We start from the raw sequence: 16,540 nt of genomic DNA on the forward strand, positions 1-16,540 counted from the left end.
CTCCGGCTCTGTTGAAATTCTCAGTGGCTGACAGGACCGGCCTGCTGAATATAGAGGGTATTTCTTGCACAGCCCGATCTGCTGCCGCGGTCTAGCTGTTAGATGATAGTCACCAACTTATTTCCGCAGTCGCCCAGTATACGTCGTAACTCCAGTTCTGTATCCATCTCGAAGACTTGGAGGGGTATCTCCTCGAGTGCAGTCTGGACGGTCACACTCATGAGACTCATTGTTAAGCCGCTCGACAGACAAATTGCAGGGAAGGGTATCGCAGCAATTGACCGAGAGTCGATGTCGGAACTCGGCATCGATAACGGCGATTTCGTCACTATCGAAGGTGAGAGCGGGTCTGCAGTGGTCCGTGTTCGGCAAGGACAGGCCGGCGATCGACAGCGCGGAATCATCGGCATCGACGGGCAAACGCGCAAATCAATCGGCGCCCGACTCGACCGAATCGTTTCGGTCGAGGAGGCCGATATCGAGCCAGCGAGTCAGTTGTCGATTGCGCTCCCAGACGGCCTGCAAATCCGTGGCGACCTCGCCCCATATCTCCGCCAGAAGCTCGCTGACCGAGCGGTGCAGGCGGGACAGACCGTCCCGCTCTCACTCGGACTCGGCTCGGTGATGGGGCGCTCGAACCGCCGAATTCCGATCCGTATCGTCGACAGCGAGCCTGAAGGGACCGTGATCGTTACGCAAACGACTAGCGTCGAAGTGGTCGAGCAGTCCGCCGAATCCGTCAGTGGTGGCCGGGACAGTGAGTCGGCTGGCAGCCCGGAATCACCAAGCGTCACATACGAAGACGTCGGGGGACTCAACGACGAACTCGACCAAGTTCGGGAGATGATTGAGCTGCCGATGACCCATCCCGAGCTGTTTCAGGCACTCGGTATCGAGCCGCCACAGGGCGTCTTGCTCCACGGGCCGCCCGGGACCGGCAAAACGCTGATTGCAAAGGCAGTTGCCAACGAGATAGACGCTAACTTTTCGACGATTTCCGGCCCGGAGATCATGTCGAAATATCACGGTGAAAGCGAGGAACGACTCCGTGAGGTCTTCGAAGACGCCGGCGAAAACGAACCGTCGATAATCTTCATCGACGAAATCGACTCCATCGCCCCGAAGCGAGACGATACCCAGGGTGAGGTAGAGCGCCGAGTGGTGGCGCAATTGCTCTCCCTGATGGACGGGCTGGAAGACCGCGGTCAAGTGACGGTTATCGGGACGACCAACCGCGTCGACTCCATCGACAACGCGCTCCGGCGTGGCGGCCGGTTCGACCGTGAAATCGAAATCGGCGCTCCCGACACCGAGGGCAGACACGAAGTCCTCCAAATTCACACCCGGGAGATGCCCATTGCCGACGATGTCGACCTCCAGCAGTACGCCGACAACACACACGGGTTCGTCGGCGCAGACTTGGAAAGCCTCGTCCGCGAGGCGGCGATGAACGCACTCCGACGGGTCCGCCCGGATCTAGATCTCGAAGGTGACGAAATTAGCGCCGAGACGCTTGAAACGCTCGAGGTCACCGAACAGGACCTCCGGTCAGCGCTTCGGGAGATCGACCCCAGCGCACTCCGAGAGGTGTTCGTCGAGAAACCCGACGTCACGTGGGACGACGTGGGAGGACTTGCAGAGACCAAAGAGCGACTGCAGGAGGCCATCGAATGGCCCCTTGCCTATCCGGATGCGTACAAGCAGGTCGATCTCCAGTCGACGAAGGGAATTCTGCTGCATGGGCCGCCCGGTACAGGGAAAACCCTGCTAGCGAAGGCCGTCGCAAACGAGGCCCAGTCGAACTTCATCTCTGTGAAGGGGCCGGAACTGTTCGACAAGTACGTCGGCGAAAGCGAAAAAGGGGTCCGGGAAATCTTCGAGAAGGCTCGCTCGAATGCCCCCACCGTCATCTTCTTCGACGAAATCGACGCTATCGCAAGCAAGCGTGGCAGCGGTGGTGGGGACAATCAGGTCGGTGAACGCGTCGTGTCGCAGTTGCTGACTGAACTCGACGGGCTAGAGGAGTTGGAGGATGTGGTTGTGATCGCGGCCACGAACCGGCCAGACCTCATCGACGATGCGCTCACCCGTGCGGGCCGAATCGAGCGTAAGATCGAGGTCGGTGTGCCTGACGAGGCGACCCGACGCGAGATTTTGACGATCCATACCCGCAATCGGCCACTGGCCGACGATGTCGACCTCGACCAACTCGCTGCTGACATGGATGGTCTGGTGGGTGCCGATGTGGCCGCACTCTGTCGTGGCGCCGCCACTGGCGCCGTTCGCGAGCACGTCCGATCCCAGTCCAGTGACGAACCGACCGCTGTCGAGGATATCGTGCTGACGCAAGCGCATTTCGAGGCAGCACTCGAAGAGATCACAGCCGAGAACTAATTCAGACAGCAGCCGGTCGCTCATGGCACCTTTCGTGGGGAGCCAAAACGAATCCTTATCCGTCGGTCGGAACTCTTGCGACTTGATATGGGTTTCTTGATTCCTTCGGAACATTAGCTAGTGGTATCATCGCGACGTTCGTCATGCTGGCGTTTGCTATCCTCAGTTTCTTTGTGACGGTGTTTATCGTGCAAGTTGGTGCTGGGTTGGCCGGCTACTCACCGAGTGGGGATTTCGTTGTGTTGTCGGGAGCGCTGCTTGCAACAGGTGCTATCGTTGCCGGCGCCACTCCGATGACAGCCCTCAGCGATAGGACGAATAGGTTCCATCGAGCGATACACCGCTGACTTGTGCTGACCGACTCTCGCTGTGTATTCAGCACGGTTTCACTGAACTGTCACCGGCCGAGAGTGGTAGGAGAGCAAATAAATGGGATATGCGCTCCAATAATTTCGAATTTGTTCGATATATTGCCTGAAATTGATGTTGTTGGAAAATTGTGGGGTTTAGAATGGTTTATAGCTAAAGTGTGGGCGCGTATAAATATCATATCCGCGAGCGAAGCGAGCGGTTCACCGGTGTCGAACGAGCGTCCTGCCGGCCTGCGGCCGGCAGGTCCGAGTGAGACACCGGCATTTTTTCTGAATGTTTTTTGCGGCGTAGTGGTTCGCGCAGACGGCCGGCCATTGGCCGGCCGACAAGCGAGCCCGAGCCGTCAAAAAAGCTCTATTGCTCCACTCTGGTCGGCTCGTGCCGGTACTTCACCGTCGGCATCCCATCGAAGGCGGGTCCGCGCCCCTCGTTACGGAACCCGGCCTTCTCCGCGATGTCGCGTTTCTCGTCGGCGTTCTCCGTGACGAGGAGTTCGACGGGCATCCCCTCGCCCTCGGCGAAGCGCAGCGGTTCCTCCAGCATCCGCTCGCAGGCCGGGAGCGTCCCCTCGAGCTGTGTGATGTGGACCACGCCGTTCTGGGCGTCGTAGCTCACGAAGCCGAGGACGTACCCGTCTCCGTCGTCCTCACCCTCGGGTTCGGTGGCCACCCGGACCGTCCGGTCGTGGACCAGGTTGCGCATCACGTCCGCCGGCTGGCCGGTCAACTCGGCGAGCCGGTCGGCGTCGGCTTCGACGGCGTCCCGCACGTCCATACCGGCTGCTGGGCGTGCAGGTAGTTAAACCTCCGCACGGAGGGGCGCCCTCGTGTGGTTTTCTCGGCCGTCCCCGGGCTGCCGCCCGCCCACCCCTCCGCAGCCGACACCCACATGGCCGTCGCGCGCCGACGGACGGACGACTATGGACGCGGCCGCGGTCAGGGAGCGGGCCGCCGACCTCCCGACGAGCCCCGGCGTCTACCAGTTCGAGGACAGCGACGGGAGCGTCCTCTACGTGGGGAAGGCCGTCGACCTGCGGAGTCGGGTGCGGTCGTACGCGGACCCGCGGGGCGAGCGCATCCGCCGGATGGTCGAGCGCGCGGCGCGCGTCGACACGGCGGTCACCGACACGGAGACGCAGGCACTCCTGCTGGAGGCGAACCTGATCAAGCGCCACCAGCCCCGCTACAACGTTCGGCTGAAGGACGACAAGTCCTACCCGCTCGTCCAGTTGACTGACCACCAGTTCCCGCGCATCGAGGTGACGCGGGACCCCGACCCGGACGCCACCGTCTACGGTCCGTACACGCAGATGAAACGGGTCGAGACGGTCGTGAAGGCGCTCCGGGAGACGTACGGGCTGCGGGGCTGCTCGGACCACAAGTTCCAGGGCCGGGACCGGCCCTGCCTCGATTACGAGATGGGCCTCTGCACGGCGCCCTGCACCGGCGAGATCGACGAGCCGGGCTACACCGCCGACGTCGAGTCCGTGAAGCGGTTCTTCGAGGGCGAGACGGGCGTCCTCGCCGATCCGCTCCGGGACGCGATGGAGACCGCCGCCGCCGACCAGGAGTTCGAGCGCGCGGCCAACCTCCGGGACCGACTGGAGGCGGTCGAGGCGTTCCACGGCGGCGGGGGCGAGGCCGTCCACGCCGGGGAGCGCGAGGAGCGCGCCGTCGACGTCCTGGGTGTGGCCATCTCCGGCGGGGACGCGACGGTCGCGCGCCTCCACAGCGCCGACGGCAAGCTGGTCGACCGCGAGCGCCACGCCCTCGCTGCGCCGGAGGGCGAGGACCGCGTCGCGGCGGTCCTCTCGGCGTTCCTCACGCAGTACTACGCCGAGCGCGACCTGCCGGACGCGCTGCTCCTCTCGGAGCGCCCCGACGACCCGGACGTGACGGCGTGGCTCGAAGCCGAAGGCGTCGCCGTCCGCGTCCCCGGCGCGGGTCGGGAGGCCACGCTCGTCGACCTCGCGCTGAAGAACGCCCGCTCGCGCGACGCTGGGCGCGACGGACTCGCCGCGCTCCGCGACGCGCTCTCGCTCGACCGGCGCCCCCGCCGCATCGAGGGGTTCGACGTGAGCCACGCGGGGGGGAAGGCCGTCGTCGGGTCGGACGTGACGTTCGTGGACGGCGAGGCCGCCAAGAGCGACTACCGTCGCAAACGCCTCACCGACGAGAACGACGACTACGCCAACATGCGCCGGCTCGTGGCCTGGCGCGCCGAGCGCGCGGTCGAGGGGCGCGACGACCGGCCCGACCCCGACCTGTTGCTCATCGACGGGGGCGAGGGGCAACTCGGCGCCGCGCAGGACGCGCTCGCCGAGACCGGGTGGGACGTACCCGTCGTCGCGCTCGCGAAGGCCGAGGAACTGGTCGTCACGCCCGAGGGCGTCCAGCGCTGGCCCGACGACGCCGCCCACCTCCATGTCCTCCAGCGGGTCCGCGACGAGGCCCACCGGTTCGCCGTGGCCTACCACCAGCAGGTCCGTGACGAGGTGTCGACGCCGCTGGACGACGTGGAGGGGGTCGGTCCGGAACTCCGCAAGCGGCTGCTCCGCCGGTTCGGCAGCGTCGAGGGGCTCCGTGAGGCCTCCCGCGAGGAACTGGCGTCCGTGGAGGGGGTCGGCCCCTCGACGGCCGAGCGGGTCGACCGGGCGCTCTGAGGACCACGGCGCCCGGCGCGCGGCCCACGCTGCCGTGTTCCCGTCCGGGGTGCAGTTTTATTGCCCGAGGGGACCAACCCGCGTGTATGTCCCGCTCGGGGTCCTCGTCCTCCACCACGTCCGCCTCCAGCTCGGGCTCGGGCGGCATCTTCTACGAACTCGGGAAGATGACCGCCGACCGTGACGACGGCAACGAGATGCCCGACCCGGGCGACGGCGCGGCGACCCTCGACGAGGGCCCCGGTGCCGGCCGGCTCGTCTTCTTCGTCGTGCTCGCGGCCGTCATCCTGGGACTGGCCATCGGCCAGCTCAACCTCACGCCGGGGCTCGTCATCGGGCTCGTCGCGCTCTGGATCGTCATCGCCGGCATCTCCTCGTCGGTCCAGATCGTCCAGGCCTACGAGAAGCGCGCCCTGACGGTGTTCGGCGCGTTCGAGCGCCTGCTCGACCCCGGCATCCACTTCGTCTGGCCGTTCATCACCGACACGTACCAGTTCGATATGCGGACCGAGGCACTGGACGTACCCAGCCAGGAGGCTATCACCCGCGACAACTCCCCCGTCCGCGCCGACGCCGTCGTCTACATCCGCGTGATGAACGCCGAGCGTGCGTTCCTCGAGGTCGACGACTACCGGAACGCCACGCTGAACCTCGCCCAGACCACGCTCCGGGCGGTCATCGGCGACATGGAGCTGGACGAGACGCTGAGCCAGCGCGAGCGCATCAACGAGCGCATCCAGGAGGAACTCGCCGGCCCGACCGACGAGTGGGGGGTCCGCGTCGAGGCGGTCGAGGTCCGCGAGGTCAAGCCCTCGAAGGTCGTCCAGGACGCGATGGAGCAGCAGACCTCCGCCGAGCGCCGCCGCCGCGCCATGATTCTCGAGGCGCAGGGTGAACGGCGCTCCTCGGTCGAGCGCGCGGAGGGCGAGAAGCAGGCCAACATCATCCGCGCCGAGGGGTCGAAGCAGTCCCAGGTCCTCACGGCACAGGGTGACGCCGTCGCCACCGTCCTCCGGGCCCGGGCCGCGGACTCGATGGGCGAGCGCGCCATCATCGACCGGGGGATGGAGGCGCTCCAGACCGTCGGCGAGGGCGAGTCGACGACGTTCGTCCTGCCGCAGGAGCTGACCTCGCTCGTCGGGCGCTACGGCAAGCACCTCTCCGGGAGCGACGCGGGCGTCATCGACGTCGGCTCCTCGCTGGAGGGCCGTGAGTTCGACGCCGAGGAGCGCGAACTGCTCGGCCTCGACGAGATCGAGGAGCTGGCGGCCGGGCTGCCCGGTGATGGTGGGAGCAGTGGCGCGGGTGGAAACGGCCATGCGACGAATATCGATACCGATACTGACGGCTGAGAGTTCGCTGAGGGGCCCCGTCCCCGTCCAGGTCTCATTGGGTCGTATCGCTCCACGTCCTATCCCTCCACAATCAGATATGTATGTTTTTTTAGTTAATGTTATTGGGCACTGTCTAGTTTAGCACCTCCTCAGCTGGCGTTCGTCCGTCGAGCGATTGGTGCGGTCGTTGTTCGTTGTAGTATTGCACGTAGTGAGAAATCCAACGGCGGACGCTCCGCCGACTGCCGACCCACGAGTGATGGAAGCGGTCGATGCGCTGCTTGAGGGTGTGAAACCACTTTTCGATGAGGTTTCGGTCGGTGTAGTCCACCCGACCGCTCAGCCCTAATCGATTGAGGGCAGTCCGATAGCCGAACGAGTCAGTCAAAAACGTGGTATTCGCGCAGTCGTGATTTTCACGGAGTCGGTGGAGGAACGCAGCCGCTGGATCGGTGCCGTGACGCTTGAAAATCTGGGCATCCAGAATCAGCTTTGTATCAAGGTCGATTGCAGCGTACACCCAACACAGGTCGCCATTGATCCGGACAGCAGTCTCGTCAACCGCGACCCGCGACGGCGAAGCCGTCGGCGGGTCTGGACTGCTGTCAGTCAGCCGATGTACCCACTGAAAGATCGCCTGATGCGAACGCTCCACGCCGAGAGACGCAAGAATCGCTTCTGTTTCTCTGAGTGAACAACCGGTCGCGTGAAGCCGGACGGCGAACGCCCTGACGGGCGTCGCCGTCCGCTCACGCTCCCAATATTCATCTAAGTCGCCGTTGTAATCGTTCTCGAGCAGGTCTGCGAGCATCTCTAGGCAAGACACTCAACGACCTGCTCGTTCCTCAATCTGCGCTAACTAGACAGTGCCTTATTGTAGCGTGGAAGTCGGCGTATGATGCAATGTGCGAACAAGACGAAAGCAAGGGGCGCACATCTCTCGACCGGCGCTCGGTGCTGCGATACGGAGCGGCTACCGGCATCGGTACCTCCCTCGTCGGAGGGACTGCTGCGGCAGCCAGGGACATCGAGTTCGTCGAAGCAGTACTCCGGTACGAGCTTCCCGGAGATCACCACGGCAAACGGGTCACCGTCTGCCGGCCCGAAAAGTATCGATCCTCTGATGACGGGGTCGCTTTCCGAACGCCGTATCTGACCGACCGTGAAGAGCGTGAAATCAGTAACAACGACTTCATCGTTGCGGGAGCTCGAATCCGTGGGGTTCCGAGCGAGCAGGTCCCGATGGGCCACGGTGGATTCCTCGCAACGTCCTTCGGAACGAACGGTCGTCCCGGTCACGGTGTACTCTTCCTTCGACGTTCCGCCCCTGAATATCGAGGGAACGAATGCGGGTGTCGGGGTCGGAATCCGCGGCGAGCGCCGAAACGTCAAGCCGGGACAGACGCGGAAGATACAGCTTCCAGGGCGAGGAGTGCCTGTCGTCGGCTACGAAAAGGAACGCCGTGAGAACTACGACGAATCGGCCGGCCGTGGCGACCTGAATGCCGGGAAGTACCGATACAGGAAACGGAAACGAACGGTACAGGCGCGTCCGTGGTTCGAGGTCACACATAGAGGTACGGTGGCAATGACGCGATCCGGAGGTGACAACTGATGTCGTACACCGTCAAAGACAGGTACCAACCGTACGAGGGGTCCGGGGAGTTGATCGAGGTGAACGTTCTCAAGGAGAGCTATGCGGACTGGGATTACGTCGACAAGGTGTACGAGTTCGTCAAGGACGCGCTCGATCAGTGCTATCAGGAGGGTGATTTCCCGGGCGGTATCCTCGCGCGGAAGATAGAGACCGACGCCGTCCTCAGCTGTGAATCGCCGAACTACTTTCAGGATGGGAACGAGTTCCTCGACGATAATGGTATCTATGGGGATGGATCCTATCTGTGGGTGATCGGTGGGTGTGGCAACTTCTTCGTCGCAGAAGCGGCCGTCGAGGGGGCCTGGCAAGAGCGTCGGCAGGCGTTTATCGACCAGAGTACCCGCCCTTCGAAGCGGCTGACGGCGATTCAAGGGATTCACGAGGCTCTCCACCCCTACTTACACGCAGAGAACTGCAACGAAGTCATTCAGCAGGTACTCAGCGGGGAGGAAACGTCTGGCAACTCCAATGATCACGGACTCGGAATGGTTCGGCCAGGGCTGATAATGCCATCCATGACTACACCCATGCTCAACTACTATGGCCAGGCCGAGGCGGAGACTGGTGACTGCAGCAACTGGGAGAGCGATCACGACCACGGGGACACGCTCGCCGAATGCACGATAGAGGCGCTGGAACTCTCCCGGGATCACAGCCTCGGGCAGCACTGAACATGAGTGGGCGGCTCCCCGTTGTGGCTCTCGTTGGGTGCCTGCTGCTCGTGGGCTGCACCGCGCCAGCGGCGAGTCCAGGAGCGACGCCGAACGAGTCGGCTACTGAACCTCCGTCACCGCCGAGTCCGACGCCCACGATGACACCGTCTACGACACCCACGGTTTCTACAGTTTCAGTGGAAACGGCCGGCCGGACCGAGTCCCTTCCGTCCGAGTGCCGACTGGTGAACCACCGGCTCGATAAGGAGCGGACGGAGCGACTGGATTACCGAACGGTCGAGTACAACTACACGAACCTGAGCACTGACGCGCAGTACGTCGCACGCAAAGCGATTCGCGAGGGGGCGTTCGTGAGTTCGAATCTGAGCCGGGACTCGCCCGAGTTCCGGTATACGGATTCGAGGTGGATATACCGGATCAACTGGAACGACTCGTACTACTACATCGACTCTCACGGCGGCAGCTCACGGTGCCCAATCGAGGAGCAGGGAGAGTGACGCCGATGATGCCAACACGAATTCCAACTCTGTCGAGGCCCCCGAGTCCGAGTCCGAGGCCGGCTCGAACGACTGATCTCCTGCGGCCGAGCGCGGCTGGAGGACAGATATGTGGTCGGGGGAGAGGATATTTGTGTTCGCGTCCCCGAGCAGACGCATGGAGATGGACCCGTCCGACGGGTTCGACGGCGCGAGCCGCGAGCGATGGGCCGAGGAGCGGACGACGTTCCAGCGTGTCTACGACGTGGTGACGACGCTCTCGGAGCCAGTGACGGCGACGACCGTGGCGGAGCGCGCCGACTGCTCGGAGACGGGCGCCAGGAACGCGCTCGGCCGACTCGTCGAGCTCGGCGTGGCGACTCGTTCCGATGGCCGCCCCGCGACGTACCAGCGCAACGAGTCGTACTTCGAGTGGCGGCGGGTCGAGCGACTGGCTCGCGAGCACTCGGCGGCGGATCTCCGGGAGCGACTGGACGAACTCGTGTCCCGGGAGGAGCAACTCCGGGACGAGTACGGGGTCCCGTCGCCGGACGCCGTGGCCGCGACGCCGACCGACCACGACGAGATCCACGCGCTCCGTGACGACCTGACGGAGTGGCGGACGATCCAGCGCGACCTGCGGATCGTCCAGCGTGCCCTCCAGCGCGCCGAGAGCCGCACCGGTGCGCCCGCGTAGGATGGACGGGCCGGACGGTCCCCTCGACGTCCCGACGCTCCGGACGCTGGGGCAGCGGTCGGCGTCCCACCCGCTGGTCGATGGCTGGCGCCTGGAGCCGGCCGTGAGTCCACGGAAGCTCGTGGTCGACCTCGACCCGGGTTCGTACCCGGCGGGGGTCTCCGCTGCTCGGATCGATGCCCGGTGGTTCGACTCCGGTGACTACTCCGTCCACTACGTCGAGACGCGTGCGGACACCGAGTGGCAGTGCCGGTGGGACCGACACGCGAAGCCGTCCGCGCCGCGTGCTCACGTCCATCCACCACCGGACGCCGGTGTCGCCGAGCCATCGCCGCTGGAGGCGCACGACCCACTGGGGGTCTGGTTCGCGATACTGGACTGGATCCGTGAGCACGTGGCGACGCTGTTCGAGGAACTGGACGAGGGATGACCCCGGATCGGGGCCCGGTCCGGTTCCCACGCACCCGACGCGCTTTTGCCGACCACCCCTGTATCGCGCCCCATGAGAGCCCTGACGCTCGGCCCTGCCGGAACGTACTCGCACCGCGCGACGCGGGCCATCACGTCGGACGAGGAGATCGAGTTCGCCGAGTCCGTGACGAGTATCGTCGAGGGGGTCGCCGGCGGGGAGTTCGCGCGCGGCGTCATCCCGGTCGAGAACTCCATCGAGGGCTCGGTCAGCGAGTCGCTCGACGCCCTGGCCGACCGCAACGTCGCCGTCGTCCGGGAGATCGTCACCCCGATCCGGCACGCACTGCTCGCCCAGACCGGCGAGTTCGAGGTCGTCGCCAGCCACGCGCAGGCGCTGGCCCAGTGCCGGGAGTACCTCGACCGCGAGTACCCCAACGCGCGGCTGGAGGCCGTCGCCTCGACCGCTCGCGGCGTCGAGCGCGCCCGCGAGGACGCCTCCGTCGCGGCCGTCGGCCACCCGGACACGGCCGGCGAGGGCCTCCGCGTCCTCGCCGAGGACATCCAGGACCGCACCTCCAACGCGACTCGCTTCGTCGTCATCGCGCCCCAGTCCGAGCGCAGCGACGCCGGCGGCAAGACCAGCATCGTCGTCTACCCCGGCAACGACTACCCGGGTCTCCTGCTGGAGTTGCTGGAGTGCTTCGCGGATCGGGACATCAACCTCTCGCGCATCGAGTCCCGGCCCTCCGGCGAGCGGCTGGGTGACTACGTCTTCCACATCGACTTCAACGCGGGGCTGTACGAGGACCGCGCGCAGGGCGCACTGGAGGAGCTGGAGGGCATCTGCGGGAAAGGCTGGGTGAAGGTGCTGGGGTCGTACGATACCGAACACGCGCTGTAGCGCGCCTGCCGGGCGCGCCCGTGGAAGCGGGACCTCGCTCCCGCTCCAGTGCCGACACTCCTCCTGCCCGACGCCTGCTCGTCCGGTCAGCCTCGGCTCCGTACATGTGGCGTCAAATGACTCCATCCGGGGCCTCACCGTGCTACGGTTGACCAAGGTTTGATTACGGTTCTCCCTCTGCCGTCGGGTGGAATGCGACTGTCTTCAGCGGTGTTCGAAGACGAGCGGGCTGTGGGGGAACAGGAGGCGCGTGCCCTGGCGATACACGACGCGATACGGGGGGATATCTCCGATCACGTCGACCGCCAGTGGGAGCGCATCAAGTATCTCGGTGCGGGCGGTCTGGTGGCGGCGGTGATCGGGCTCGGGCTCCTGGTCGCCGGGAGTACGCTCTCCGGGGTGGGGCTGCTCCTCCTGGGGCTGCTCGGCGGCGGTGGCGGCGTGGCATACGTCAGGTCGCAGGAGCCCGACGTGACGGTGACCTCGGTCGAGAAGGGGTACTGGACGGGGTACGCGGTGCCCGACCGTGAGGGGACGGTCGTCTTCGACGCGACCGAATCCATCCAGCCCCGCGAGTTCACGCTGGAACTGCTCGAGGACCCCGAGCACGCGGCCGAGATCGAGCAGGAACTCGAGTCGATGCGGGAGTTCCCGGTCGTGATGGAGAGCGAGGGGAACGTCGAGGGCTCGTTCGTGGACCTGCTCGACGACGTCGGCGCCCAGCTCCGGGACGCCGAATCACACGAGATCCGCGCACCGGTCCTGGCGGACGACGACCCGGCCATGGAGTCGCTCTCCCGGCTCGCGCCCATGGCGAGCGAGGAGCCGGTCGACGCCGGCGGCGTCTCGCTCTCGATGGCCGACGCGAACGAGCAGGTTGACACCTTCAGCGAGTTCGAATCGATGGCCGACGAGGACCACGGCGAGTCGGTCCTCCTCAACGTGAGCGAGCAGAGCCGGGAACTGGCGACCGAACTCTCCGGGCTGCAGGAGACCGCCGTGGACCTCCTGAACGGGCATCTCGAGACCGCCGGGGACATGTTCGGCCACGTCTCGTACAACTTCTACTGCCCCGACTGCAAGGGGGACGACATCGATTCGCAGCTCGAACTCCTCGACAGCGACGGGGAGTGGTACTGTGACACCTGCCGCTCGAACTTCGCTCCCGACGAGGGCATCCCGCGCCACCGCATCCGGGACGAGATCGTCCTCGACGTGTGGGACCAGCTCTGGATCGAGAAGGACGACCAGCGCCGGGAGATCTACGAGTCCATCGAGGACCAGAAGGCCGAACTCGAGGAGCGGGAGTTCGAGCAGCGCCGCGAGGAGATCCGGACCGCCGAGGAGCGCATCAAGGACATCAGGACCCGCATCCGCGACCTCCAGACCGAGGCGAAGGCCAAGCAGGGGACCGTCGAGGAGATCGGGAAGCTGATGGTGAAGTACGAGCGGCTGAACGAGCGCAAGAAGGAGGCCTTCCGAGAGGACGTCACCGAGGCGTTCGACGAGATCGACGAGGAGACGGAAGAGATACTGGAGGAAACGGAGGGCATCATCCAGGACCGCATCGCGGAGGCCGAGGCGGAGGCCGAGGATCGGGCCGAGACGATGCGGGAGGAGGAGCGACAGCGCGAGCGCGAGCGCGTCGCGTACGAGCAGGCCCGAGAGGACCGCCGGGTCGAACACCAGGAGGCCCGGAAGGACCAGCGGGCGAGAGGTGTCGTCGGGGCGATACAGTCCACGAACGACAACAAGCCGTCCCGGAGGGGTGACTGACGATGGCCGGCAACGACGACCTGCATCCGATCCTCAGCAAGATCCACGAGACGCTCGGTGAGGTCCTGAAGTCGGTCCAGGAGGTGAAAGGCGAGATCCGGAAGGTCCACACGGCGGTCACGGAGGCGGCCGAGTCGATCCGGGATGCCATCCACGAGAACATCCAGGCCCAGGCCGAACTGAAGATGATGGAGCGGGTGGTGGAGGTCCGGTCCATCCTGCCGCAGATCGAGGCCGAGAACGAGCGCATCCAGATCGAGCAGGAGGAGCTCGACACCCAGCTCGACCGCATCGCCGACCGGTACGAGGAGAAACACGAGGAGCTCGACGAGACGGCCGCGCGTCGCGTCCGCGACCTCGGCTCGCACATCTTCGAGATCGACGAGCAGGAGTTCGAGAAAGGTATCGAGGAGCCCTTCGCCGAGCACGTGACGACGGCGTGGATGTCCCTCCAGGCACACAACGACATGGTCGGTCGGGACCGCCGGGAGCGGGTCGAGTCCACGACCGGCGACGTCGTCACGGATGTCCACGAGTTCGTCGAGCAGCAGCACGAGCTGGTCGAGCGCATCGAGAGCGTCCGGGCGGACCTGAACGAGTCCGTCTCCGAGCCCCGACGGCTCCAGGTGCCGTACTACACCGTGACCGTCGAGGTCGACGGGCGGACCCGCCAGCACGTTGTCGCCCCGTCGATGGTCTCCGCGACCGACGACGACGGGGCGGCGACCGTCGAACTCAGGCCCCTTCCCGGCATGGACGAGCTGGTCTCGCGGACGGAGCTGAACCGGGCCCGGACGGAGACGCTCGACGGTGCGGCCGTCCGGGACGCTCTCGAGCCCCGCATCGAGGACGGCCGGCCGCTCGTCTCGTACGGTGAGGCCGTCGAGGGGGCGATGCCCGACCGGGTGGATGTCGCCGTCGAGGGGGGTGAGTGAGCGTGGCGTCCATCGAGAAGACGCGCGCCGTGGTCGAGGCCGGCGAGACGTACGACGGGAAGATCATCCCGACCGCGCAGGCCGAGATCGACCGGCCGGTCCGGATTCGGGACGATGCGACGGTCCTGGGGAGCATCTACGGGGCGACCGTCTCCGTCGAGGACGGCACCGTCGACGGCTCCATCATGGCCGCCGATGGCGCCGAACTCGAGGGCGCGACGGTCCACGGCGAGGTCGGCTCGGACGGCAAGGTGACCGCCACGGGAGCAACCATCCACGGAACGGTCACCGGAACGCGGGTCCGCCTGACCGACGCCATCGTCTACGGTAACGTCGTCGGCTCCGACGTCATCCTCGAGGACTGCGTCGTCATCGGCATCGTCACGGCCGAGCGGGAACTCGTCGCCGAGCGGTCGCTGTGCTACACGTTCAAGTCGTACGGCGAGGCGACGCTCGACGACCTCTCGACCGTGCTGCCCCAGGCCATCCTCGAGGGCGATGTCCGGTTCGAATCACCGGTCACGGTCACCGGCCTCGGTGAACTCGAGGCCGAGGGTCCGGACCTCCCGACGATGGACGCGGACGACATCCTCGAGGTGGGCGACGGAACGTACCTGTCGCTGTCGCCGCGCATCCTCAACCTGGAGGCGGTGACCGACCGGCTCGACACGCTGGAGGAGACGCTCCAGCGTGTGGCCACGGCGACCTCGCGCGACGAGGTTCCCCCGGCGACGGAACTGCTCGCGACGCTCGGCGTCGACGAGTCACAGTACCCGGACGTGGTCTGAGATGCTGGGCCGAAGGACGACCCACGCGCCCGGGTCGCCGCCGACACATCTGCGGTCGCCCGGAGGTGAGGGTACGTGATCTTCCTGCTGAAGCTGCTCCGGAAGCTCATCGGACTGCTGATCAAACTGGTGTTGCTGCCGTTCCGCCTCGTGATGCGGCTCGTGGGGCTCCGCTCCGGGGGTGACGGCGGCTCCTCGAGTGCGGCCGGTGTCGCCTCGGCCGCCGCCTCGGCCTCCGCGACGGCAGCCGCGGGGGCCGCCGAGGCCGCCGGGAGCCGGCGTGAGGCGTCGACGGGCACCGGCACGGAAACGGGCGTCACCCGCCGCGTCGACCCCGCGACCCTGAGGAACTACGAGCGGTTCCGCAAGGCGCTGTACGCCTACGCCGGCCTCGGAGTCCTCTTCTACGTCTTCATCTGGGCCGAGTTCGGCTTCGGGGGCCAGTTGCCGCTGGTTCCGATGGCGGTCGGTTCCGTGGTCCCGGCGGCGGTCGGGTACGCGACCCGAACCCGAACGCGCCTGACCTGGGGTGCCGGAATGGCGTACGCCGCCATTTTCCTGCTCGTGTCGGTCGTCAGCCTCGGTGCCCTCGGCACTCTCGGTCCCTCCGCCACCAGGGCGTTCCGCGATCTCATGGGTGGTGGAACGGTCATGTTCCTCGGGCTGGTCAGCCTGCTCCAGCTCGGCGCGCTCGCGGCGGCGCTGTACTTCGGTGTGACCGGTCGTGCCGTCGCACTCGGGGGTGGGCCCGTCGAGCCGTCGCCCGCGGAGCCGACCGCCACTCCGGCCGACTCGGACGACGGCGAATCGGGGACCGGCGCCTCGGAACCGGCGGCGACGAGCGACACGACCGACAGCGGTGCGGCCGCGAGCGACGCGAGTGATACCGCGGCCCCGACGGGAACCGCCGGGGGCGAGGATGCGGGGAAGGCGACCGCCGGCACCACCGCGGCCGGAGCATCGGCTTCGACCGACACCGACTCGGCCGGCGGTGCGGCCCCCGCGAGCGGTGCCGCGAGCGCGACCGACGCCCCCGCGGACGGCCCGGCGGACGGGGCTCCCGGCGCGGACGAGTCCGGCGCGGAGCCGGATGCGGGCTCGGAGATCGACGCCGAGGCCGACCCGGCTCCGGAACCGACAGGTCCGTCGGTCGTCGACCTCGCGGAGCGGGCCCGCGATACGCGCGACCCATCGGCGATCCGGGAGCTCGGCGAGGCGGTAGACGGAGAGGTCTCCGAGGCGGTGGTCGCGGCGCTTGAGGCCGGTGCAGAGGCCGACGACCCGGATGTCCGTGTCGCGGTCTGTGACGCCTGCGAGGCCATCGACGCTGACGAGACGGACGCGGTCCTCCGGCGGCTCCGCATCGACACGAACGACCGCGTCGCCACCGCGGCGATGCAGGCGTACTGACGGTACGGGTCCGCGTCCGGTCCCCACAGGCCTTTTGCGCGCTGACTGGGAAG

16 protein-coding genes are annotated in these 16,540 nt (G+C 66.3%); 14 read left to right on the forward strand and 2 right to left on the reverse strand.

The features are described from left to right. The first annotated feature begins 219 nt into the window (after positions 1-219). Positions 220-2,394: a CDC48 family AAA ATPase gene (locus P2T62_RS00005; protein ID WP_276261659.1), complete on the forward strand. Its 2,175-nt coding sequence runs from the start codon at positions 220-222 to the stop codon at positions 2,392-2,394. 143 nt (positions 2,395-2,537) lie between these two features. Beyond that, a complete protein-coding gene (locus P2T62_RS23400) occupies positions 2,538-2,741 on the forward strand; it encodes a hypothetical protein (RefSeq protein WP_420028403.1) in 204 nt (67 codons plus the stop codon). Between the two features lie 379 nt (positions 2,742-3,120). Here the strand turns inward: P2T62_RS23400 and P2T62_RS00010 are convergent, their stop codons facing one another. Then, entirely contained in the window at positions 3,121-3,540 is a 420-nt protein-coding gene (locus P2T62_RS00010; RefSeq protein ID WP_276259433.1) for a hypothetical protein, read from the reverse strand. Between the two features lie 145 nt (positions 3,541-3,685). Between P2T62_RS00010 and P2T62_RS00015 the strand changes: the two genes are divergently transcribed. After that, on the forward strand, positions 3,686-5,428 hold the full coding sequence (locus P2T62_RS00015) for an excinuclease ABC subunit C (protein WP_276259434.1): 1,743 nt from the start codon (positions 3,686-3,688) through the stop codon (positions 5,426-5,428). 86 nt (positions 5,429-5,514) lie between these two features. Continuing rightward, a complete protein-coding gene (locus P2T62_RS00020; RefSeq protein WP_276259435.1) occupies positions 5,515-6,780 on the forward strand; it encodes an SPFH domain-containing protein in 1,266 nt (421 codons plus the stop codon). Between the two features lie 115 nt (positions 6,781-6,895). Here the strand turns inward: P2T62_RS00020 and P2T62_RS00025 are convergent, their stop codons facing one another. Next, a complete protein-coding gene (locus P2T62_RS00025; RefSeq protein ID WP_276257837.1) occupies positions 6,896-7,573 on the reverse strand; it encodes an IS6 family transposase in 678 nt (225 codons plus the stop codon). Positions 7,574-8,062: 489 nt separating this feature from the next. On the opposite strand from P2T62_RS00025, the gene P2T62_RS00030 reads away from it, so the two are divergent. The 10 genes from P2T62_RS00030 (at position 8,063) to P2T62_RS00075 (ending at position 16,487) form a co-directional block, all read left to right on the forward strand. Continuing rightward, entirely contained in the window at positions 8,063-8,377 is a 315-nt protein-coding gene (locus tag P2T62_RS00030) for a hypothetical protein (protein ID WP_276259436.1), read from the forward strand. After that, positions 8,377-9,090, forward strand: coding sequence for a hypothetical protein (locus P2T62_RS00035; protein WP_276259437.1), 714 nt, complete (start codon positions 8,377-8,379; stop codon positions 9,088-9,090). The genes P2T62_RS00030 and P2T62_RS00035 overlap by 1 nt, the downstream gene beginning before the upstream one ends. 179 nt (positions 9,091-9,269) lie before the next feature. Further along, a complete protein-coding gene (locus P2T62_RS00040) occupies positions 9,270-9,590 on the forward strand; it encodes a hypothetical protein (RefSeq protein ID WP_276259438.1) in 321 nt (106 codons plus the stop codon). Between the two features lie 157 nt (positions 9,591-9,747). Next, entirely contained in the window at positions 9,748-10,266 is a 519-nt protein-coding gene (locus P2T62_RS00045; RefSeq protein ID WP_276259439.1) for a DUF7342 family protein, read from the forward strand. Position 10,267: 1 nt separating this feature from the next. Beyond that, on the forward strand, positions 10,268-10,696 hold the full coding sequence (locus tag P2T62_RS00050; protein ID WP_276259440.1) for a toxin-antitoxin system TumE family protein: 429 nt from the start codon (positions 10,268-10,270) through the stop codon (positions 10,694-10,696). Between the two features lie 72 nt (positions 10,697-10,768). Then, entirely contained in the window at positions 10,769-11,578 is an 810-nt protein-coding gene (gene pheA / locus P2T62_RS00055) for a prephenate dehydratase (protein WP_276259441.1), read from the forward strand. A 192-nt stretch (positions 11,579-11,770) separates the two neighbouring features. Beyond that, positions 11,771-13,354 carry a hypothetical protein gene (locus tag P2T62_RS00060; RefSeq protein ID WP_276259442.1) on the forward strand — a complete coding sequence of 528 codons (1,584 nt, stop codon included), beginning with the start codon at positions 11,771-11,773 and terminating at the stop codon, positions 13,352-13,354. Positions 13,355-13,356: 2 nt separating this feature from the next. Then, a complete protein-coding gene (locus P2T62_RS00065) occupies positions 13,357-14,289 on the forward strand; it encodes a hypothetical protein (protein ID WP_276259443.1) in 933 nt (310 codons plus the stop codon). Continuing rightward, the gene (locus P2T62_RS00070; RefSeq protein WP_276259444.1) at positions 14,286-15,077 is read left to right on the forward strand and encodes a hypothetical protein; all 792 of its coding nucleotides are present in this window, start codon (positions 14,286-14,288) and stop codon (positions 15,075-15,077) included. Before P2T62_RS00065 ends, P2T62_RS00070 begins: the two co-directional genes overlap by 4 nt. Positions 15,078-15,152: 75 nt before the next feature. Next, complete coding sequence (locus tag P2T62_RS00075) at positions 15,153-16,487, forward strand: HEAT repeat domain-containing protein (protein ID WP_276259445.1); 1,335 nt, start codon at positions 15,153-15,155, stop codon at positions 16,485-16,487. Positions 16,488-16,540 lie beyond the last annotated feature (53 nt).

The organism is Haloglomus litoreum (genome assembly GCF_029338515.1).
Lineage (GTDB): Archaea > Halobacteriota > Halobacteria > Halobacteriales > Haloarculaceae > Haloglomus > Haloglomus litoreum.